Here is a 22,822-nt window from a genome sequence, read left to right on the forward strand (position 1 = left end):
GCAAAACCTATGTAAATGTTACTTTTGAAAGTGATTTTTAGAAGCAACTTTTTAAAATAATTTTTTAAAAAAACTTTTTAAAACTTGTAACCAAGCTTGATGCCGGCAACAAGGTTACGCCCCAACGCTGGTTCAAAAGCGCGGCCATTGCTTTGGTTAACGACCACCGAGCCTACATAATTTTCATCGGTAATATTCGCCAATTTGATCCACCATTCAATATCGGTTTTTGGTAATGACACCTGTTGCAATGAGTAAACACCTTGCAAGGTGAAATCAAAGGTAGTGTATGCAGGTGCGTAAATCTGGTTATTATCCGCCGTAAAAATGCGCGCACGCTCTTGCGCTTGCAACCCTGCAATCAATGCATCATTTACCCACGGCCGCCATTGTACGCCTAACTGATATTGGCGGGCGGCGACACCCGGTAATGTTTTACCTTGCCATTGCCCCGCGGAATATTCAGCATCCAATTGTTGTGCGCTGAATTGCACTAAAATTTGCTCACCAAGCGGGTAGCGCACCAGCAGTTCTATGCCATCGCGTTCGGTTGCTGCGGCATTGCGAAAACTGGTGCGCCCGTTGAGTGATTGGTCAACCACAATTTCATTTTCGGTCTCGATTAAAAATTGCGTGAGCGTTATCTCACCCAAGGCTCTTGGGCGGTAGCGGATTCCCCATTCGTGCTGGCGATTAATCGCCGCGTCAAGCTCAGTATTCAAACCGGTCGCGTTGGTTTTATACGCCATTTCGGTCAGAGTGGGCGTTTCATAACCGCGCCCGCTGCTGGCAAATATTTCCCATGCATTTACAAATGTGTAATTAACACCGATTGCATACGCCTGTTCGCGATAATTGCGCGCACCGGAATCATCCGGATTCCCTACGGCTCCTGTCGGTGACGACACTATAAAAAAATCCTGCACATCAATGTCCAGACTCGTGTGACGTGCACCGGCATACAGCATTAATGTTTCAAGGGGATGCATTTGCACCAGCGCATAAATATCGCGGCTATCCAGATCACCTTTATCGTTGCGGCGCAAATCACCGGCTTCGCCATTATTGTTTACATAACCGCGCCGATGATCTTGCATCTGCGCCAATTCAGCACCCACACTGATATCAACAGGCATTGCCAATACATCAAGGCTTTGCGTAAAAGTGCCGCTCGCACCAGAAAAATCCCGCGCTAAATCCACTACGCCACCACTGCCGGTAATCGCATCGCCACTAAAACCCAGGTACTGAACAATATCGCGCTCACCTTGCCAGAGCGATGCCTGCCAGCGGCGCGAGCCGGTGTTGTCACGCAGGCTGATAGAGGTCTGCTGATGCGCAACCGATTTGCGTGTATCGAAGGTTTCAGCGGCGGGGTTTAATTGCCAGGGGTCATTGCGCCATTGCGCTGGTGTTAACCCGAGCGGATCTTGCAGCAGCGGATCGTCGCTGTAATCGTGTTTGACCAACACATCAATTCCGCTGTCAGTGCGATAAAAAATCTGCGCACCTGCTTGCTTGCGCTCTGCACGCGAATGCGGGCGCTCGCCATCGATATCCGTATTGGCAAACTGCACCCGCGCAGCCAAATTGTTGCGCTGCCACTCACCTTGCAACAATTGCCGCTGCAACCCGGGGTCACCCGCCATCACACTGGCGCTGATGTTGTTGTATTCGGGCACAGCGGTTTGCAGTGCAATAACACCACCTGCGCCATTGCCATAGAGCGCGGCAATCGGCCCGCGCAATACCTCTACGCGCCCGATGCTATCCAGCAAGCTGCTGGATAACTGCCCTTGCCCGTCCGGTGTGGACAAGGGGACGCCATCCACCAATAAATCAATACCGCGCACACCAAATGCGGAGCGCGCGCCAAAACCCCGCAGGCTGATACGGGTGTCTTGCGCATAGTTACTACGGGAATCCACCTGCACACCCGGAAAGTGCTGCAACAATTCAGCGGGATCAAGGCGCGCACCCGGCATGAAATTTTCATCGGTTTTGAGCATGACCCGGTCATGCAGTCCGGAGGTGCCTGTGCGCACACCCGACACCAGCAGTGTTTCCAATACTTCAGGTGCAGCCTGCAGCGACGGCGCGATCATGAATGGTGCAAGCACCGATGATGCAATTACCGATTTTGTTGCCAACAACCGCGTTGTCACCAAGCGAGAACACTTTTTTCCAAACCAGGAACCCATAAAGAAACCATCTGCGTATAAGTAATGACGAATGCCAGTGAAAAGCTGGCTCGGAACGAGAGCGCCATTTTGCTGAAAAACACGCCTAATCTCATGCACCAAAACGATTTTTTACGCCGGGAGCAGATGAGTCTCTACAACACCTGCACTTTGGTGAACAGGTTCTATACTCAAGAAGTGAGCATCAGGATGATTCTATGCAACAAGAATTTCGCAATCAGCTAGAACAGCTACGCCAGCAATTTGTGGCAAGCCTGCCAGAGCGGGCGCGCCGTCTGGAAGAGATCTGGAGCCATTTGCGCCACCTCAACTGGACTGAGCAAGGCATTACTGTCCTGCAACAATTTGCGCGTAAACTCGCCGAGGCCAGTACCCACTATGGCTTCCCCGACCTGCACCACACAGCCGGGCAGTTAGACAGTTTTATCACCAACCTCAACGCACTGGGGCGCAGTTTTGGCGGATTGGAACATGCCCAGTTGCAGGAACATATCCAACACCTCAGCCGCGCTATGGCGATTGCGGCCAGTGGCAATGCCCGCAAAGATCCCCTGCCACTGAATGACCGGACTGCCCCCTACCCTGAAGCACAGGGAAAAACCATTTTTGTTATCGACCCTGACCGCGTTGTTGCCGCACTTTGCAATGCGTATTTGCGCAAAGCAGGATTTACGGTTGAGTACTTTGATAACCCTCAATCTTGCATGCAGCGGCTTTATCTGGATTCGCCTTCTGCCATATTGATGGATCCGGATTTTGAGCGCGCAGGGCTCAAAGCCATCACCAGCCTTCACCAGATCAAGGCGCTTCTTACCGCGACTACCCCGATCATCCTGATGTCTGGCCGCACCGATGTGAACGCCAAATTGCGCGCCCTGCGCGCTGGCAGTACGGACTACCTGACCAAACCGCTCGATTTCAATTTTTTGGTAGAAAAGCTGGTGCATATCATCAGTGAAAACACCAAAACCCCACGGGTGATGCTGGTCGATGACGACCAGGACATCACCGGGCTGCAGGCGGAAATCCTGCGCTATGCAGGCATGGAGGTGTTAGCAGTGAACCAGCCACTGCATAGCTTGCAACATGCAGCGCGCTTCAAACCTGATCTGGTGATATTGGACATGCATATGCCCGACATGAACGGCATGGAGTTGGCTGTGTTGCTCAGGCAGGATCCAGAGTTTTTATTGCTCCCGATCATTTTTGTCACCGCCGATACCGATGCCACACTCCACAAAAACATCAAAGCATTAGGCATTAACGCCCTGCTGACCAAGCCTTTTGAAGCAGCCGACCTGATACGCGTCAGCCAACAAGCACTGGCGGATACATCGGCCCTGAAAAATCGGGTCGCGCGGGTAACCCGTCAAAACCAACAGCCCCAGCAGATCAACCGCAGCTACTTTTTTACTGTGCTGGAGGAAGAATTACACACCAGCAATCTGGGCAGCCAAACCAGCGCCCTTTATTACTTCAGTATCGACAAACTGGAAGAGCTGGCTAAGCAGCTTGGGCCGGTGGATTTCGCTGAACTACACGACCAATTCTGTCGCCGCCTCGCCGATACTGTCGGCAGTGACGAGCACTGGATGGATCTGTCCAATCTGGTGGCCTGTGTGCTTGCCGGAAAACGCAGCCCGGAATTCCATCGCCAACGCGGCGAACAATTTACGCGTCATTTAAGCGCGCAACCCTACATGATCAAGGGCAAGTCGCTTTCACTGGATATCAAGCTGGGTATAGCAGCACTCAATCCCGCACTGGGCACCGCCAACAATGCCCTGCTCAGTGCAGAGCAAGCATTTGAGGCCAGCCTCAGTGGCGCTGCAACAGCCAGTGCAACAGCAACAACCGATAAGAATTTGCCCGACTTTTCCCATATCGTGTTTAGCCGTGACCTGACCCTGGCATTCCAGCCGATCATTAGCCTTGAAGATGCCCAGATAGAGCACTTTTCCGTGCTCACCCGGTTACGCAACGAGGAGGGAGATCCAATCCCGGCCGGGCAATTCCTCAGCCGGATTACCCAGCCCGGGCGGAGGTTGGAACTGGATCGCTGGGTACTGCAGCAGGCGGTCAGCGCCATCGCCGAGAATAGCGCTACCCGCGAGCAGGCAACACTATTCATTCATTTAGCAGAAGAGACCCTGCAACAGAGCGCTTTCTTTTCTTTTGCTGCCAATGTATTGCGCTCGTCGCGCCTGCGCGGTGATGGCCGACTGGTTTTCATGCTGGAAGAAAACTGGGCGCTCAATCACTTTCACCAGACCCAGGAAATTGCCAAGGCATTGGAGAATATACGCTGCAGTATCTGTATCACCCGTGCCGGTGAAAATGAAAACATCATTCCTATGCTTGATCAGTTGGCAACGCGCTACCTGCGCCTATCGCCCAAGCTGACCAACAAAGGCACCAACTCCGCACTACTAGAGCAATTGGTCAACAAGGCAACGCAGCAAGGTATTAAGGTCATCGCAACCCAAATAGAAAATTCACACAACCTATCCAGTTTGTGGATGCAAGGTGTACGTTTGTTTGAAGGGTTTTTTATCCAGCCACCGGACAGCGGATTCCATCTGCAAAACGACATTATTTTTGCCAAGGAATTTGTGCAGGGAAATGGTTTTTCCAGCCGCTAATGAGGTGAAATCCGGCCAAATTTGCCAATAATCGCAATAACTTATATATTTGACGCCTATTTTATGCCGCTGACAGGTTGTGTTTATGCCTCAAGCGCCTTGGGCAAAAACATTGTCCAAGCGGCACCCTGTGTTAATTGAGTGAAAAATCCCCCCGGTTAACCAATCACGAGCCTATCGCTGATCGGCATTGATAGATTCATTTTTTCACACAACACATATGCAATTGGCGACGCTCTCGCGTCATCTATCTGGCGTTACTTTTTTTGGCGTCATTTTATTGGAGAACATCATGTCCACGCTCATGAATACTTACGGCACCAGAACCCTGACCCTGACCAAGGGCGAGGGCAGCCGAGTATGGGATGACAGTGGCAAATCCTATCTGGACGCCATCAGCGGTATCGCCGTTTGCGGCCTGGGTCACGCACATCCCGCAGTCACCAAGGCTATTTCTGAACAGGCTGCCACGCTTTTGCATGTGTCCAATTTATACAATATCCCCCAGCAACAACAGCTGGCAGATTTACTCATCAAAGCATCGGGTATGGATAAGGTGTTCTTTTCCAACTCCGGTGCAGAGGCGAATGAAGCAGCGATCAAAATCGCTCGGAAATATGGCAACGATAAGGGTGTAAAAACTCCCACCATCATCGTCATGAGCAACAGTTTCCACGGCCGGACCATGGCCACACTGACCGCCACTGGCAACACCAAAGTACAAATTGGTTTTGAGCCGTTGGTGGAAGGCTTTGTGCGGGTTCCTTACAACGATGTTGAAGCGGTTAAATCAGCTATCGCTGAACATAAAAACATCGTTGCCATTCTGGTTGAGCCAGTGCAGGGCGAAGGCGGTGTGCGGGTTCCTGCTGCAGACTATCTGAACCAGTTGCGCACCATCGCCGACCAACACGATTTATTGTTGATGCTGGATGAAATCCAGACTGGCAATGGCCGTACCGGTACTTTCTTTGCCTATCAACATAATGGCCTGTTACCCGATGTCGTCACTACGGCAAAAGGATTGGGCAATGGCATGCCAATTGGTGCCTGCCTCGCACGGGGTAAAGCGGCTGAAGTACTGCAACCGGGCAACCACGGCACCACTTTTGGTGGCAATCCACTCGCGTGTAGCGCAGGTATTGCAGTGATAGAAACCCTGCAATCAAGCAACCTGATTGAACGCGTTAACGTGCTGGGCGCTAAATTGCTGGCCGATTTCAAAACCGCACTCGCAGACAACCCAAAAGTGGTTGATGTTCGTGGCAAAGGGTTGATGATCGGTATTGAGCTGAACGCCCCCTGCCCTGAACTGGTACAAAAAGGCCGCGATCTGGGTGTATTGATTAACGTGACAGCAGTAAACACCATCCGTTTACTGCCTACCTTTATCCTCACCGATGCTGAAGCAGATGAACTGGTGAGTAAAGTTGTACAGCTAGTGACAGAGTTTTAAACAAGTGCGCGCAATAAAGCGCGCACTGCAATAAAAGAGCAATGATTATGGTTCCCCAAAAGGCACCGAGACATTTCCTAACCCTCGCTGATATTAACCGCGCTGAACTGCAGCAGATTATTGCACGCGCTATCGAACTTAAAGCCATGTTGCGCCAGGGCGAAGCCCCTGAGATTTTTAACAACAAAGTGCTGGCGATGATCTTTGAAAAAAACTCTACCCGCACCCGTGTTTCATTCGAATCCGGTGTTGCCAAACTGGGTGGCCATGCGATTTTTCTGTCCACCAAAGATTCACAATTAGGGCGCGGCGAACCGATTGAAGACGCTGCACGCTGCATCGCCAGCATGGTCGATATGGTTATGATCCGCACCTTTGGCCACCAAACCGTTGAGCGTTTTGCTGAATACTCACGTGTACCCGTGATCAATGGCCTGACCGATGAATACCATCCCTGCCAGTTGCTGGCTGACATCCAAACCTACGTGGAAAAGCGCGGCTCTCTCGCCGGTAAAACAGTCGCTTGGGTGGGTGATGGTAATAACATGTGCAACACCTACATTCAGGCCGCGGAGCTGTGTGATTTTGAATTGCGCATCGCTACACCAAAAGGCTTTGAACCAGAAGACGAGTTTGTGACTCCCTACCAACATCGTGTAAGCCTGAGCAATGACCCGCGTGTGGCGGTTGCTGATGCTGATTTGGTGGTGACGGATACTTGGGCATCGATGGGGCAAGAAGACGAGAAGAAACAGCGCGAGAAAATCTTTATGGGCTATCAAGTCAATAAAGAACTGATGGCGCTCGCTAAATCCGATGCGATCTTTATGCACTGCTTGCCTGCTTATCGTGGCAAAGAAGTGTCAGCAGACATACTCGATGCACCCGACTCGGTTGTATGGGAAGAGGCAGAGAACCGTATGCACGCCCAAAACGCTCTGATGGAATTCCTGTTCAACCAATAGATTCCTCAAAACACGCACAATAAAACCCGCTTATCCCTCCGGAAAGCGGGTTTTATTGTTTTACCCCTTCTACTTTCCTCTTGCTTTAGATTACCCCACCAATTCCTCTGGCACCAAAAAGAGACAACAAAATGACAACGTTGCCTTTCGTGCCCTGTTTGGCCGCACCACAGAAACACCAAAAAATTACAGTAAGTCATACAAATTAAGAAAAATGACCCAAAATAATGCTTTTAATAACATTAAACGATTTTAAATTAATTTAATATTCACTATATGAATAGAAACGCTAATTTTTTCTGTTTTTGTGAAAAAACAATCTGAGAAAAAGTAACAAAAAGTAACACTTTGAAATTTTAGATGCCTATAATTCTTTCGTGGGTGCAGTTAAACATTCTGATTAATCTTACTTCCTGAGGGTTTTATCATGGCAAAATCATTCGCTTCAAAATCTGCTGCTGTTTTTTCTTTGCTATTAATGACAACGTTGTCCAATGTAGTGAGCGCTGAATCATTCTCTTCGTATAAAAAAGTGCCGGGCGTTGTGAAGGCAGTAGATGCAGCCGAAAGCACTATCACCATCACTACTGAAGAAGGTGTTACCAAAACCTATTCAGTTATCAAAGGTGCAAAGGTGGCAACCGAGAAAGGCCGTGTGATGTCGTTGAGCTCGCTGCAAAAGGGCGATACCGTTATATTGAAAAATCGCGTATCTAACACTGTTGCGAGTGAGGTAAAAAGCAAAACATTGACCGCTAACTAATGCCGTGGGCGACCAGATAACAACAGTCCCATAGTTGATTTGACCACTGCAATGAGCCCCTTATGGGGCTTATTGTTTTTAAGGCGCATACATTTATATAACGAATTAATTTTAGCCTTGCATACGTATTCAAAATATTTCGTAAAAAAATTTGCCGTATTCTGATGGTGGAAGTTGTTGTTGCATGTGACTGCATGCATACAAACCTAATAAAGATAATCATCAAAACTTCGGTATCTACTATGAAAACGCTCCCCAAACTTTTGTTTGCTTCACTGCTATTTCCATTCATTTCAATTCCTGTCCAAGCGCAGACAACATTTGTCCATTTGTTTGAGTGGAAATGGAACGACATCGCCTCTGAGTGCGAAAATGTTTTAGGCCCGAAAGGTTATGCGGCTGTACAAGTTTCTCCTCCACAAAAATCCGTTACAGGAAATGCCTGGTGGACGCGCTACCAACCCGTCAGTTATTCCATCGAAGGTCGCTCAGGCACACGTGCAGAATTTGCAAGCATGGTGTCACGCTGTAAAGCGGTCGGTGTGGATATTTATGTCGATGCCGTGATTAACCATATGGCTGCAGGTGGGCGTAATTTTCCAGAAGTACCTTACAGTGCAAATGATTTCCACACCTGCACCACCAATATTGATTACACCAATGCATGGCAAGTACAGAATTGCGATTTGGTTGGCTTAAACGATTTAAAAACCGAATCAGATTATGTGCGCGCAAAAATTGCAGCTTATATGAATGATTTATTGAGTCTGGGTGTTGCAGGTTTTCGTATCGATGCCGCAAAACATATGCCGAGTGCCGATATCGCCAATATTGTCAGCCGCTTAAATGGCAATCCGTATATTTTCCAGGAAGTAATTGGAGCCGCTAACGAACCTATCACTCCATCGCAATACACTTACATTAGCGACGTCACTGAATTTAATTTTAGCAATACACTCGGACATTATTTTAAAGGCCGCGCGCCCTTAAAAGATTTACGCAATATCGGTGTGTGGAGTGGCTGGCTGGCGAGCAGTGATGCAGTGACTTTTGTTGCCAACCATGACAACCAACGTCAAAACACCAGCAATATTGTGACGCACAAAGATGGCGCGAATGTAAATAACATTGCGCATGTGTTCATGCTTGCATTTCCCTACGGTTACACACAAGTGATGTCCAGTTACGATTGGACAGACCACGATCAAGGTCCACCAAGTACCGCTGCAAGTGCATGTAATAACGGTTGGTTATGTGAGCACCGCAATCGCGAAATCGCCAACATGGTTGGTTTCCGCAACGCGACTAAAGATGCATTTTATGTTTCTAACTGGTGGGACAACGGTGCAAATGCTATTGCATTCGGTCGCGGTAGTTCAGGCTTTGTCGTTGTTAATGGTGAAAACAGTTCGATCAACGTGACATTACAAACTGGAATGGCCGCCGGTAGCTATTGCAACGTAATCACTGGCGATTATGTGAATGGCACCTGCACCGGTGCGAGTATTACCGTTGCAGCAAATGGTACTGCGACATTTTCTGTGGGCGCAAAAGCCGCAGCAGCGATTCATATAAAAGCGAAAAATGGCGATGTTGTTGGCAACAATTGCGTTTATTCCTCAATGAAATTGCGTGGCACGTTTAACAATTGGGGCAGCACCGATATGACGTGTTCTGCGGGCACCTGGGTTGGCAGCGCAACATTTGCAGGCAACAGCACTGATCGTTTTAAATTTGATGCTTATGGCAATTGGGTTAATAACTGGGGCAATAATAACAGCGATTTAATTGCCGATGCTGCAGGTAATGATATTGCTGTAACAACCGCAGGCACTTACACCATTACGTTCAATGATGCGAGTTTGCAATACAGTGTTACCCGCAATAACACCAGCAGTTCTGTTGCAAGTTCGAGCGCAGCAGCCAGTAGTGTTGCCGCAAGTTCAACACCTGCAAGCTCAAGCACTCCCGCCAGCTCAAGCAGCGCGCAAAGTTCAAACGCGGCGACAGTCAATGTGGCATTCACCTGCCAAAATGGCACGACTTACACCGGGCAAAGTGTGTACGTTGTTGGTAACCACGCCGCACTGGGTAATTGGAACCTTGCATCGGCGATCAAACTCAACCCCACCAGCTACCCAACCTGGACAGGTAATATCACATTGCCCGCGAACACCGCCTTCGAATGGAAATGTGTAAAACGCCAGGAAAATAATGCAACGCTAGGTGTTGTATGGGAAAGCGGCGGCAATAATCTATTAAGTACCAGTAATGCAACCAGCACCTTGGGCGCGTTTTAATAAAAATTTTCGTCATACTCGCCATTGCGGGTATGACGATTCCCAGATAATCCACTCTTGTTGTACGCGTATACAAATCCGAAAAAAATCAAACCGTTAAATTAATTTCTTGCACAACACCTACCTTTCCATCTTCCGTTAAATAAATTCCGGAATTAGCGATTTCACCGAGCGAATTATTTTGTTCGTCTTTGAGTTGGAATGGCGAAGAAACGTGGCCTAAAAATATCGCCCCCACATTTTTATCGCCCAAGCCAACTAATTGTGTTGATCCATCTTCATTGGTAGACCAAATCCGCAACTGGTGATAAATACTGTCGCCTTCATCAATAAAATAATTGCCATCTTCATCATAAGCAGCAAGCTCGGCAAAACCACGCCCGCTGCTGGGGCCAAATAATTCAGTGCCATTATTAATCGCGCCATCGCCATTACGATCCAACGCCAGGTAGCCACTGCCGGGGCGCAAACTGGCAATTTGTTCTGCGCTGCCATCGGAATCCAGATCAAATGCAAAACGTGTTTGGCTAAGACTTGCGCCCTTCCCATCAAAATTGATAACAAGAGGATCGATTTTTTGGCTGCCGGCCTGAATCGCCAGAGAAGATTCCTGTACAAATTCGCGGTTCATCGCCATATCCACCGTGAACGCGATTTCACGGCCATCCTGAGTGCGGACAATTCCCTCCGCCTTGAATTGCATACGCTCCTGTTCCTGATAGCGCTCCTGCCGCTGGTATACGATTCCCGGGCCACTACTGCGCACCACCGCCTGACTTGGCGCAGAGGTATCCACATTCAGCGCTTGGACGTTACCGCCCGCCACCGCTTGCACCGATGCAGGCTCAACAATCTGCATCTCATTACCGGTAATCGATTTGTACATCGCGGCCAGAATCATCATATTCAAACGCGAACGCCAATCCATCTCTACCGTTAAATCCACTGTTTCGCGCTGTCGATGCATGGCGAGGAGTGAGCCTGCAGCGGATAAATCCACGGCAACGTCCGGCTCGGGCTGCGCTTGGGATGCTGCCGCTGGCACCGCAGGCGGCGCTGTCGGTTGATCCAACCAGAACTCCAGCGACTCTTTCACGCTGCGTTCTTCACGATATTCCCGCTGTGCGGCCATGCCGATAAAGGCGTTAGAAATAATCATAGTGCCATCCGTTTTTGCCAAGACCAATGAGTAGCCATCAGCAGAAAGACCAAGGGCTAGAGTCTATAGCGGCAAAAACGTTGATTTTTTAAGCTAAATTTGGCGCGTAAATTAGAATAATAAGTTATGAGCAGATACCAGTTGGCATGCATTCAGGGAATAGATCAGCGAAATGATTCAATCAAAGGAAGGTCGGGATGAAATGAAATAGAACAGGAATAAATTAATTGCGCGCCAGAGCCAACTGGGTTTTATAGCGTTGGTGCAGGATGTTTACCCGAAACACATAGGTCTTGGTTTCTTCATAAGGCGGTACACCTTTGTAGCGCTCGACCGCACCGGGGCCAGCATTGTAAGCCGCGGTTGCCAGTGTGATGTTGCCATCAAACCGTTCCAGCAGCCACGCCAGATACTTCACTCCCCCCTCAATATTCTGCGCTGCGTTCGATGTATCGCGCACACCCATATCTTTGGCGGTGCCCGGCATCAACTGCATCAACCCCATAGCGCCTTTGCGCGAACGGGCAAGAGGATTGAAGTTGGATTCTGCATGGATCACCGCACGCACCAGGGAAGGATCAACCCCGTGTTTGCGAGCGGCCTGACTGATGGAGTAAGTGAACTCTGTCATATACAAGCGTGTTGCACGCCAGTCCACGCGCGATAGCGGGTTACAGGCATAACAAGAGTTGTACACGATCACTTCATAATCGGCCTTGCGCGGCTGACGGTCTGAATAGGCAACCGCGCCATCTTTGCGATACTTAAAAAACTTGAAGGGTTGCGCAGGTTGCTTACTGGCGGCGGCCTCGGCCTCCAGCCGCTCCTGCTCTTTGCGGGCTTTTTCTTCTGCTGCGGTTTTCTCGGCAATCCGCCGGACATGGGCTTCAAAGTCAGCAAGACTCGATTCCTGAGCTGCCTCACGCGTCGGCTCACCTACGTTTTTGTCGGTGGCGATACTGGCCTTCACATCCGCCCATACGCCGACACTGGCCAGCGCCAGTATCAGGGAGGTAAATGACAACCAGGTTTTACACACAGCACACACCACAATTCGTAACAGGAAAAAAGCGGCTCAAAAAATCCAGCCGGGAGATTCAGTGTAGCCCAACAAAACACGGGGCTCTGTCACCAAAATCCATTTTCGTGACTTATTGCAGCTTATCGACATCTAGCCGCATTCAGGAATGCATGCCTGACGATCAGGATTCCAACCACACATCGCGGATCCAATGCCAAATCGAGGGCCAGCTTTCATCGGTCATGTCGTCATCGCGCCAGTACACAATCTCGCCATCCGGCTCGGCGCAGTAATAGCTGCCATTCACTTCACAGATAGGTAATAAATGGCGCGGCACACCCATCGCCCATGCGGTAGCCGTTACTTCCGGCAAATAGGTGTGGGAGTTGGGATCGGCAGCGGTAACAGGCTCAAGCGAACCGTATACAACGTCGCTTGCCTCCAGCAGAAAAGTGCGTACATCACGCGGGATCGGCAACAGGATCTCTTCTTCAATTTCGACCAGCTTGTCTTCATCGGGCAAATCCAGCGGAACCGGTACGGGTTCGTTGTGCTCGCGTAACAAATCCAACACATCATCGATATCGGCCATGGGATTACCTGTCAATAATAAAAGGACGAGGACTATAGCCCGCGATATGATCCATCACAAGCGGTTCGCCCCCGCGGTAAAGCTCAAGCTCTCTCCATCCGCAGGAACAAAAAAGCGCGCGTGCCAATCCCTCCGGTCAATTTCAGCTTGCAACTGTGCCCGGCTTACCGGGCAGTGGTCCAGAGCTTCAAGATGGTTGGCAATCACATGCCTATCGCTCAGTGCGCCCAGCGCAATTGCTTCATCAAACCCCATAATGATGTCTCCCCCCAGATCAAACCTTGCCCCACCGGCTGGAATAAGGGTGATATCCGGTTGGTTTCGGATAATGCATTCACGCACGTCATCAGTCAGTAAGGTATCACCCGTAATGTAAAGGCTGGGCTCATTAGGCAGTTGGATAAAATACCCAACCCCATGCGCCATCAATTTTCCAATCAGGCCACGCCCATGCAGACAGGAAACCAATTGGATATTTCCCGACAAAAACGCCGATCTTCCCTGCCGCCCCAATGCCTGCACCTGTAATCCTTTGCGCTGTAAAAATACGGCATCCGCTTCACTGCAAAACACCGGAATATTCCGCTCTCTAAGCCACTTCACTGCCCGCCGATCCAAATGATCAAAATGGCCTTTCTGACAATGGGTAACGAGGCAGTGGGTCACGTGTTCCAGTAGCTCCGGTGTATTTTCCGGCAGATCTACCAATGGGTTGCGGCGGCGTTCGCTACCAAAATAAGTCAATCCCGGTATAGCGCCTTTAGGTGCCAACATAGGATCGACCAGAATCACCGCATCACCAGCCTGAATAACAACCGTCGCGTTGCGCACTTGTGTAATTTTCATATCGCTTCCCCAACCCACTTTTCAATTCATGACAAAAACAGGATGGTAAACAAGGAAGCATTGGTTGTAGATGGCAAGAAATGCCACATAAAATACATAACTCGCCACCAAAGCAGCGCAACCAGACCAGATGGGGATAAAAGATGAATATCGGCGTACTGCTCTATCCCGGCTGTATCGCATCGGGATTACTCGCCTTTAGCGAGTTACTGTATGTCGCGAATAAACGTTCAGGCAAAAAGCGGTTCACGGTAATGTGGCTGGGGTTGGATAAAACTCCTGTCAATCTGGCTCCCGAAAATCACCCACCCCATGTATCAATTACTCCCCAGCTCACTCTCAGTGAAATCTCTACGAAAAAAATGACAGGGGAAAAGACAGGGATAGACGCGCTCATTATTCCGGGGTTTTGGGCAAGTGCTGGCACAGACTTGCAACGCAATCTGGATCAACTCCAGCATCTGGTGAATGCACTCAAAAAAATTCCCGCGCATATTCATTTATCAGCCTATTGCTCAGGAGTGTGCTGGTTGGCTGCCGCCGGAAAATTAAACCGCATGGACGCAACATCCACTTGGTGGATGACCGATTTTTTACAAACTCACTACCCTGCGGTGCAATGGCGGTTTAGCCACACGTGTATTACCGGCACATCGGCCACCAAAAAATATCGCTGCATTACCGCAGCGGGGGTCAATGGTTATTTGCCTATTGCACAAGAATTGATTAGCCAGTGCTGTGGCGAACAAAGCTGGCGTGATATTGCAGACATTATGGTGATACCCAAACCAGAAAAAAAATTACAGCCCTTCCATGCCATTCAACTCATGCAATTAAACGATCCACAGATGCGCAAAATGTACCTGTGGATTGAACAACAAGCCGCTGTCACATTATCGCTTGCTCGTCTGGCAACTTACGTTAATGTGTCTGCACGAACCCTTGCACGCAAAGTCAAAGCAATCACCGGGCTTTCGTGTGCGCAATGGATGAAGCTTATTAAATTACACCAAGCAAGCGAGCTGCTGATTTATAGCAAAAAGAACATCACTAGCATCAGCGATGACGTGGGATTTTCTGATACTGCTGCCTTTCGCCGCAGTTTTAAATCTGTCACGGGATATACACCGAATGAATACCGGATGGAATTTAAACGTTAACAACAACGAATACTACTGACCAAAAAGCGATAGCTGGTTATCCACTAATTGGTTTAACGACTCATTCATAAAATGCAAAATACTGTCGGCAACCGGTGTTAATTGCTTATCTACATAATGTTGATAATCAATCGGGCTTTGGCGTAACCGCATATCCACTTCATAGCGGCCGACAGGCTCAGGGCCGTTGCTGGTAATCACATAACTGATCCAATCACCGCGGCGAAGCGATTCACCGGTCAGTTGCACATACTTGCGCGCGGCCTGTACATGGGGCGGAACATTTTTTTGGTACTCGTGCAAATGGCGGCGCAAGCGTTTGCGATACACCAGTTCCAGATCGCGCTTGCCTGCCAAAACTTCATCGTTAATAGTGCGCACAAAATCCAGATAATCTTCACCCGCAAAAATTTTTTGATATAACGCTGCCTGAAAATCTTTGGCGATCTGCGTCCAATCGGTACGGACATTTTCCAATCCTTTGAATACCATTTCGCGCTTGCCATTATTGTCCACCAATCCGGCATAACGTTTTTTAGTCCCCAACTCCGATCCCCGCATCGTCGGCATTAAAAAACGCAAGTAATGGGTCTCGTATTGAATTTCCAACGCGCTATTAATCGCAAACTCTGCCAATAGCGTTTTTTGCCACCACTGGTTTAATTCTTTCGCAAGGCGTTTACCTATTGCATCGCATTGGGTGGTATCTTTTGGTTTTTTGCCAACACAATTGTTTTCCAACCACACAAACAGCGAGTCTGTATCGCCATAAATGACCGCATAACCTTGCTGCTCAATCCAATCGCGGCTGCGCTGGATGATCTCATGACCGCGCATGGTAATTGAACTGCTAACGCGAGGATCAAAAAAACGGCAGCCGGTTGAACCCAACACACCATAAAATGAATTCATAATAATTTTAATGGCGTGCGATAGCGGTGCATTTTTATGTTGTTTGGCGCGGTCGCGCGCGGCCGATAACTGCTCAATAATATTGGGCAGGATGTGCCCTTCACGCGCAAAATAAGCACCATTAAAACCCGGCACCGTTTGCTCTGCGGGCAATTGCTGGTGTTGCGCCAACCAAAATGCGCAAGGGTCAATTAAAAACGTGCGCATGATGCTGGGATACAGACTTTTAAAATCCAGCACTAATACGTTGTCATAAATGCCCGGCCGCGAATCCATTACGTAACCACCGGGGCTATAAATATCCGATTCCAGCTCACCCAAATTAGGCGCGATATAACCGCGCCGGTGCAAGCGTGGCAAATATAAATATTCGAATGCTGCCACCGAGCCGCCAATACGGTCCAACAGCAAGCCGGTTAGCTGACTGCGCTCCATCGCAAAATCCAGCAATTGTTGCTGTTGGAAAATTTTCCACACCAGCTCACAGTCGCGTAGGTTATAGTCCGCTAGCGAAAGCTTGTCATGGTTAAATAAATAAGTGATGTCATCAGCGCGATCGTTACCGCTAATTAACTTTCCCTCACCTAATAATTCTTCAGCAATATTCTGCAGTGAATAACTGTCATAGCGATAATTCGCTGCTTTTAATAACTCAATACCATCCAGTGCGACACGTCCTGGAATGACCACATAACTGCGGCCAGTATCAGCATCATCATGTCGCCAATGAATGCTTTGGTTTGCGCGCCCTAACTGCAGCTCCATATTCAGGCTTTTGCAGATGTTTTCCAGCACCAATAAATCAAACTGTACGACACTCCAACCAATCACAATATCCGGATCAGCCGTACGGAAAAATTCAAAAAAAGCTAACAAACAGTGTTTGGCATCGGCACAAAAAATTACCGTTTCAGTATTAGTGCCCTCTCCCACCATAAACACTTTTTGTCCTGCATCACACCAGACACCGATTGAATACAGCTGTTTCGCATCCATCGATGTTTCAATATCGAGCGATAGCATTTTCAATGCAGGCCGCCACTGTGGATCCTCTACGGGAGCCAGTTTCGGGTTGATGATCGGAAATGCGTTTGCAGGAAAATCGATTTGTGCAGCAGCGGTAATAAAACGCTCCATTAAAAATCGTTCAGGCGGGCGTACATCGGCCTCCCAAAAAGGAATGTTCTGTTGCTGCAAAATCATTTGTGCATCGCGCGCGATACGATGCTGGCGAAAATAAAGCGCATTCACAGTTTTGTTATGAAAGTTTTTTAATTCAACTTCTGCCATATGCCACTGGCGTAAAGGCTTGAGCAACTGTTGAATGCGCTGCGCCTGCTCGCGCAAGACAAAGAACACCACCGTCTGGCCCGTTATTTGTGTCCAACAACTTCCGGTTTCTGTCGCCCACCATAAATCCAGCACCACACCCTCACGGGTGTCGCGCCACTGGCGGGTCAATAAAAAGGCATTAGTCATAAGTGCACGGGACAAAACTGGTTAAGTAACCAGTATTATCCCGCATGGGGGATGGCGATGCAATCCAAGGCCGCCCTAGTGAGAACAAGAAGCAAGCACGCAAAAAAGCCCGCAAGTTTAATAATTTCTTTGCGAGCCCACTACCTTACTCAGCAGCCTGATGTTTTCTAACAAGCTCTCGCTTTCATTTAACGCATAGGCGCTTTCAAAGGCCGTTAGTGCGCCTTTGAAATTTCGTTTCTTCGCTAACACTTGGCCAAGCCCGATTAAACCTTGGTATTTTCTGGGATGATTGTATATCGAGCGCTCGTAATACAGCTCTGCGCGATCAAGTTCTCCTTTCAACATCGCGCTTTTCCCTCCTAGCAACAACGCGGAAATATTCAATGGATTTTGGCTGAGAACCTTTTCTACCAATTGCAATGCGTTATCCGTATTGCCCGCCTGAAGAAAACCCTGCGCCTTCATCAGATTGAATTCATCGTTATCCAAGCGCTGTGCCTGGCTCGCATAGCGATCTTCAAAAACAGAAAAGTAGGCTTCAAGATCAGCCCAGTCTGCACCGCCGTTTACCAAATTATAAAAACTCGTTACCGCACGTTGGTAATCAATTGAGGTGCCCTTGCCAATTGATTGACTGTAGCGAATGGACGCCAGCTCAGGTAGCCTGGTTTTAAGATAAAGATCCCCCAACAGTGTTAAAGCCTCCCAGTGTTGCGGCTGCAAACGACGCACAAGTTCAAGGTTTATTATCGCTTTGCTATAGGCTTGTTGCTGGGTGTGCACATTGGCTTGCAATAGCAGGTAATCGATATTCAGTGCATCGAGTGATAACAGATCGTCAAGCACAGCGTTGGCAGATGCGTGGTTACCCATACCGATATGTGCTTGCGCTTCCCCTACCTTCCAGTCTCTATTATTAGGTTGATAGATCTTGGCCATTTGATAAAGCCCAACAGCGTCGCCAAACTGTTTATCCTGTAGTGCGCAGTAGCCGAGGTAACCAAACACATAGGCATCAGCTTGCGATAAGTTGACGACTTTCAGCAGATGCCGCTTCGCAGCGTTGCATTGGTTATCGGCCATATAAATATGAGCAACATTTTTGTGTGCGCGCGCAAAGTTTGGAAACTTTGACACGGCATTTAAGTAGGCACCCAACGCGTCCTTTTCTTTGCGCTGTTCGTAAAGAACTTGCCCCAACAAAAAATCGTAGACAGCACTTTTGTCTTCCGCCGCACGCGATTTTATTTTTTCGATAGCCTCTACCGGATTCTTTTCAAACGATTCGCGTAGCCGCCTGAGATCCATATAGATCTCGAAGTTAATGGGCGGCTCGACCGCCGAAACAACACCGTAACTGCCCAGAAAGTTATTGGTAAATTCGGGGTTACCCCAATGATTTTCCGATAAGGGAAGCACCTTTGAAAAAACATTGGGAGCTTGAATAAAAATGAAACCCAGAAAAATGCATCGAACGAAATACATTACACCAACGCCATTTCGCCAACTGCCGAAAATACTATTCACTTGCCACACGTTGTTTATTAAAAAAATTGGATTCATTAGCGAACTCCTTCCAATTCCAAAGGGAGAATAAGCTCAGCTTTAACGGCTTGTCCCGCTCTTGTCGGCTTGGTAAACCGCATTCCTTGAATGATTTCTCTTACCACAGGCTTAAGCTCCTCGTAAGCAATACTCTCGAAATCGATGAGTGATAAGCGCCCATCCTCATGAATGACAACATGAACCGTCACCGTTGTGTCCGGCATTCTCTGCTGAATAAGGCTTTTAGGAAGTTCATACTCAGGCCAAATAACCGGCAAGGGTTTGGAATCCAGCTCATCGAGTTTCAACAACACAGGTTCATTTTCAAACCTGAGTTCTTGCATCATGTCATTCGCAATCTGCTGGCTGTCCATCAATCCACTACCGCTCGTACTGGCTAATGTTGGACTCACGCGCTCAAACAGGGACATATCGATTTCAATCCCAACGTCGGCAATATCCACTGAAGTTTCTTGCGCAGAACCTTGGGTTTGAGATTGATTGGAAGTTTCCAGGGTTGGAGTTATAGGCTCATTGGCGAGTAACGGCTGCACAGCGACCTCACGCAGGTGCACAAGCTTGTGTTCTGAAAAATCCGCGCGATTGCCAAGCAATAAACTTAACAGCAGTAAGCCGGTAATGAGCACCGACAATACTCCATTTCCCAACATCTTTAGCAATGAATGTTTCGCCACTAGCGTCTACTCACTTCGGTAGCCACACTGACCGTTTCCGCTCCGGCCACGCGAGCTTCATCGACAACTTGTATCAACACTTTACTGAGCGCACGCTCATCTACTTGAACAACAACCGGCCTGCCCTCATTTTTTTGAACTATGTGACGAACTTCGTTAAGCGATATTTTTTCACCTGAGTAATAAAGTTGCCCGTTCTCATCTACTGCCAAAAACGTACTTGCCATTTCGAGCTGTTCGGCGCTGGTTGCCTTGGGCCGATTTACATCGATACCCGATTCTTTGACAAACACGGCGGTGACGATGAAAAATATAAGCAGAATAAAAACAACATCGATCAAGGGTGAAATATTGACTTCCACCATTACCTCTTCTTCAGAGTTACGTTTGATTTTGGACCACATAATGCTACCTGCAGCTCAACAACGAAGATCGTTTGGCGCGGAGATAACCCAAGGCAAACATGGCGGGCGTGGCGACAATTAACCCAGCCTGGGTGGTAATAAGTGCTTGCGATACGCTCAGCGCAAAACCATCGTAGATATTTTCGCCGGCTGACATAGATTGGAACGCGTTAATCAAACCAATGACGGTACCCAGCAACCCCAATAGCGGTGTGCTCGCGACCAATACCATGAGCACGCGGATGTCATTACCCACCTCTTTCAAATTAGCGGATTGGTTGGCGGTTTGGTTGGCGAATTGATCGCCCACCTGATCGCTGGATTCAATCAGCCGAAGCTTGTCGAACGTATTCAAAAGCATCCAATAAATAAGCAGGGAAACAGAAAAAATCGCCACTGTCAGCGGGCCGCCTTCAACAACAATGTAGCGATAAAATTCTGATGCACTATTCATTGCGCGTGTATCCGAACTTTTTTTCAAGCAGTCGAGCGGCGTAATACTCCATATCTGAAATAATGGCGTGTGATTTTCTACCGAGCACGACGTGCATGACCAATGCAGGAATTGCGACAATCAAACCCAGCTCTGTCGTAATTAACGCTTTCGATATACCTGAGGAAAGCGACATAGCATCACTTGATCCAAACAGTGAAATCATTTTGAACGTTTCGATCATGCCCGCTACTGTTCCAAGCAAGCCAACCAGCGGCGCGACGGATGCGGTTACTGCGACCAAATATAAATATTTTTCCTGCTTGGTTTTTGCTCGCTGCATCAATTCCAGTAAGGCATCTTCCATCTGGTCGCGCGCGCTGGAGGAGCGGTTCAACGCTTCACGGACAAACTGGTGAATTGCCGATCCATTCACACGCGCAGTTTGTGATGGGGAACTTTGATCGCCCGCAGCATTAGCCATTAACCGATCAATCGCTTTTCGATCGACGCGCCCTGCTTGTGTGAGCTCAACCGTTTTGGCGAGCGCAATAATTAAACTAAGCAGTCCGAACGCCAGGATTGGGTATACCCAAAACCCGCCTTTATGGATTTCTGAAAATACACTGCCGGATTCCGCTTGCAGCAGCAACGCTTTACCGGAAGTTACATCAATCGGTAGCGATATTTTTACATGCTCTTCGGATGTGCGCTGTGCAGCACCCAATGAGCCTTGGGCAATTGTTTTGGTTAAACCGGAAACTTCGCCGCTAGCGATGCTGTAACCATCGCCATTCTGGTTAAGAAACCAAACGTTATCGGCAGCGCGCAGAAATTTTCCCTGAGTTAAAGGTTCATCGCCAACGATTGCTTTACCGTCGTAAAGCGCAAGGCGAGATCCCGCCAATAGCCGATCCACACCCCGCGCGAATACTTGGCGTTGGGTTTGAATTCGTAATGTGATCGGCGCATCCGAATCCGCCAGGTGCCTGGGGTATTGGTCACTTTCAAAAATCCGGACACTCTCGTTGTACAACCCGGTGTAGTTTGAAAGCGTTCGGTTTATCGCAAACAGCGTATCTTCATGCGCTTTTAAATTGTCACGCAAAGATTGCAGATCTACGCTTTTGCTGTCTTCAAGCTTGCGAAATGCATCCAGGTTTTTTCGAAGCTGCAAGATCTCGGCTTCTCTTTCCCTGATCTTTTTTGACAAGGGGATTTTTTCGTTAGCAATTGTTTTCCTGAGTGTTGCAAGCTCATTCAACGCCAACTCCAGATCACGATGGACACTTTCCGAAAGACTATCCAACGCCTTATCGGACACTCCCCAAGCACTTAAAGAACATAAACATAAAATGATGAGTATGAGTTTGTTCATTTAGCCTTCCCTCGCAACGACCGGCAATCTAATCAACGCGGGGGGAACCTCACCCGCAAAAATCTTGAGCGCCAGTTTTACATCGCCAACAATTGCATTGTCTTCCTGCCACACCCAACCCTGCCCGGAGGCAAATCCAACACCAGAGAAGCGTTCGTAGGGATCAACATAATACGCGCGCCAAAGCCCCACGTAGAGAATCTCAACTTCTCTTTCCATGCGCTCGCCACTAACATCAACTTCAATAACTTGCGTGCGGGACAAAAAAGAATTGTCGATATTCTGTAGTTTTATGGCCAGCATAACCGCGCTCTCAATTTTTCCCTGCGTCAGGCTGGCCTCGCCGGAGTGCATTGCCAACTGCTCATAATCTTGCGCAAGATCTTCTTTAAAAACTTGAGGTAGTTGTTCACGAATCAATAAAAGTTGCTTGGTAATACGATCAATTTCATTACCAAACTCCGCCTGCGTCGCCTGCAATTTTTCAATGTCGGCCAATAACGCCATGCGCTCCTTGTCTCCGCCAGAAAGCGCGGACTGAATTGCATGCAAGCTTTCAGTTAAACCCGCCTTCTCTTCGGATAAGACACCCAAAAGCTGCTCTGAGAAGGCTTTCTCTTCGCTCCAGCTGCGTTTTTCTGAGGAGATTAACGTTTTTGCTTCTACCCATTTATCGAGCTCGTTTTTTGCAAACGATAATGTGATTTGGCCTTCACCTGCAGATGAGTCATCATTTGAAAGCACCACAGAAGACAAGAGCACCAGTGACAAAATGAACCACCTGATACCTGACGTGTGTTTGTCACAGTTCGTATCCTTCAGACCATCATTCACTTTTATCATTGCTATCCATTCCTCACTCAACACA

General features: G+C 48.5%; 18 protein-coding genes. 6 read left to right on the top strand and 12 right to left on the bottom strand.

Features of this window, described 5'->3' with window-relative positions:
• Positions 1 to 77: 77 nt before the first annotated feature.
• On the bottom strand, positions 78 to 2,201 hold the full coding sequence (locus VC28_RS08965) for a TonB-dependent receptor family protein (RefSeq protein WP_231591685.1): 2,124 nt from the start codon (positions 2,199 to 2,201) through the stop codon (positions 78 to 80).
• 197 nt (positions 2,202 to 2,398) lie between these two features.
• Between VC28_RS08965 and VC28_RS08975 the strand changes: the two genes are divergently transcribed.
• From VC28_RS08975 to VC28_RS08995, 5 genes are all read left to right on the top strand, one after another.
• Positions 2,399 to 4,843 (top strand): response regulator, encoded by a 2,445-nt coding sequence (locus VC28_RS08975; RefSeq protein ID WP_049630344.1) that lies wholly within the window; start codon positions 2,399 to 2,401, stop codon positions 4,841 to 4,843.
• A gap of 292 nt (positions 4,844 to 5,135) precedes the next feature.
• A complete protein-coding gene (locus VC28_RS08980; protein ID WP_049630345.1) occupies positions 5,136 to 6,299 on the top strand; it encodes an acetylornithine transaminase in 1,164 nt (387 codons plus the stop codon).
• 47 nt (positions 6,300 to 6,346) lie between these two features.
• A complete protein-coding gene (argF, locus tag VC28_RS08985) occupies positions 6,347 to 7,264 on the top strand; it encodes an ornithine carbamoyltransferase (protein WP_049630346.1) in 918 nt (305 codons plus the stop codon).
• Between the two features lie 427 nt (positions 7,265 to 7,691).
• Positions 7,692 to 8,027 (top strand): hypothetical protein, encoded by a 336-nt coding sequence (locus VC28_RS08990; protein WP_049630347.1) that lies wholly within the window; start codon positions 7,692 to 7,694, stop codon positions 8,025 to 8,027.
• 242 nt (positions 8,028 to 8,269) lie between these two features.
• A complete protein-coding gene (locus VC28_RS08995) occupies positions 8,270 to 10,327 on the top strand; it encodes a carbohydrate-binding module family 20 domain-containing protein (protein WP_197085500.1) in 2,058 nt (685 codons plus the stop codon).
• An 88-nt stretch (positions 10,328 to 10,415) separates the two neighbouring features.
• On the opposite strand, the gene VC28_RS09000 is transcribed toward VC28_RS08995, so the two are convergent.
• The 4 genes from VC28_RS09000 to VC28_RS09015 form a co-directional block, all read right to left on the bottom strand.
• A complete protein-coding gene (locus VC28_RS09000; protein ID WP_049630348.1) occupies positions 10,416 to 11,486 on the bottom strand; it encodes a hypothetical protein in 1,071 nt (356 codons plus the stop codon).
• A gap of 223 nt (positions 11,487 to 11,709) precedes the next feature.
• Positions 11,710 to 12,525, bottom strand: coding sequence for a lytic transglycosylase domain-containing protein (locus tag VC28_RS09005; protein ID WP_231591686.1), 816 nt, complete (start codon positions 12,523 to 12,525; stop codon positions 11,710 to 11,712).
• A gap of 163 nt (positions 12,526 to 12,688) precedes the next feature.
• The gene (locus VC28_RS09010) at positions 12,689 to 13,090 is read right to left on the bottom strand and encodes an SMI1/KNR4 family protein (RefSeq protein WP_049632282.1); all 402 of its coding nucleotides are present in this window, start codon (positions 13,088 to 13,090) and stop codon (positions 12,689 to 12,691) included.
• Positions 13,091 to 13,153: 63 nt separating this feature from the next.
• Complete coding sequence (locus VC28_RS09015) at positions 13,154 to 13,945, bottom strand: MBL fold metallo-hydrolase (RefSeq protein ID WP_049630350.1); 792 nt, start codon at positions 13,943 to 13,945, stop codon at positions 13,154 to 13,156.
• A 143-nt stretch (positions 13,946 to 14,088) separates the two neighbouring features.
• Here VC28_RS09015 and VC28_RS09020 point away from each other — a divergent pair, with 143 nt between their 5' ends.
• Entirely contained in the window at positions 14,089 to 15,105 is a 1,017-nt protein-coding gene (locus VC28_RS09020) for a GlxA family transcriptional regulator (protein ID WP_049630351.1), read from the top strand.
• 12 nt (positions 15,106 to 15,117) lie between these two features.
• Here the strand turns inward: VC28_RS09020 and VC28_RS09025 are convergent, their stop codons facing one another.
• The 7 genes from VC28_RS09025 to VC28_RS09055 all read right to left on the bottom strand — a co-directional run bounded on the left by VC28_RS09025 (position 15,118) and on the right by VC28_RS09055 (position 22,797).
• The gene (locus tag VC28_RS09025) at positions 15,118 to 17,496 is read right to left on the bottom strand and encodes a DNA polymerase II (protein ID WP_049630352.1); all 2,379 of its coding nucleotides are present in this window, start codon (positions 17,494 to 17,496) and stop codon (positions 15,118 to 15,120) included.
• 117 nt (positions 17,497 to 17,613) lie between these two features.
• A complete protein-coding gene (locus VC28_RS09030; RefSeq protein ID WP_049630353.1) occupies positions 17,614 to 19,062 on the bottom strand; it encodes a tetratricopeptide repeat protein in 1,449 nt (482 codons plus the stop codon).
• The gene (locus VC28_RS09035; protein ID WP_156184308.1) at positions 19,062 to 19,739 is read right to left on the bottom strand and encodes an energy transducer TonB; all 678 of its coding nucleotides are present in this window, start codon (positions 19,737 to 19,739) and stop codon (positions 19,062 to 19,064) included. The genes VC28_RS09030 and VC28_RS09035 overlap by 1 nt, the downstream gene beginning before the upstream one ends.
• Positions 19,739 to 20,143 carry an ExbD/TolR family protein gene (locus VC28_RS09040; protein WP_197085502.1) on the bottom strand — a complete coding sequence of 135 codons (405 nt, stop codon included), beginning with the start codon at positions 20,141 to 20,143 and terminating at the stop codon, positions 19,739 to 19,741. Before VC28_RS09040 ends, VC28_RS09035 begins: the two co-directional genes overlap by 1 nt.
• 4 nt (positions 20,144 to 20,147) lie before the next feature.
• A complete protein-coding gene (locus VC28_RS19300) occupies positions 20,148 to 20,597 on the bottom strand; it encodes a MotA/TolQ/ExbB proton channel family protein (RefSeq protein WP_053094178.1) in 450 nt (149 codons plus the stop codon).
• A complete protein-coding gene (locus tag VC28_RS09050; RefSeq protein WP_049630355.1) occupies positions 20,590 to 21,954 on the bottom strand; it encodes a MotA/TolQ/ExbB proton channel family protein in 1,365 nt (454 codons plus the stop codon). The genes VC28_RS19300 and VC28_RS09050 overlap by 8 nt, the downstream gene beginning before the upstream one ends.
• Positions 21,955 to 22,797 (bottom strand): DUF3450 family protein, encoded by an 843-nt coding sequence (locus VC28_RS09055; protein WP_049630356.1) that lies wholly within the window; start codon positions 22,795 to 22,797, stop codon positions 21,955 to 21,957.
• Positions 22,798 to 22,822: the final 25 nt, after the last annotated feature.

Origin of the sequence: Cellvibrio sp. pealriver, from assembly GCF_001183545.1 — a bacterium.
GTDB lineage: Bacteria > Pseudomonadota > Gammaproteobacteria > Pseudomonadales > Cellvibrionaceae > Cellvibrio.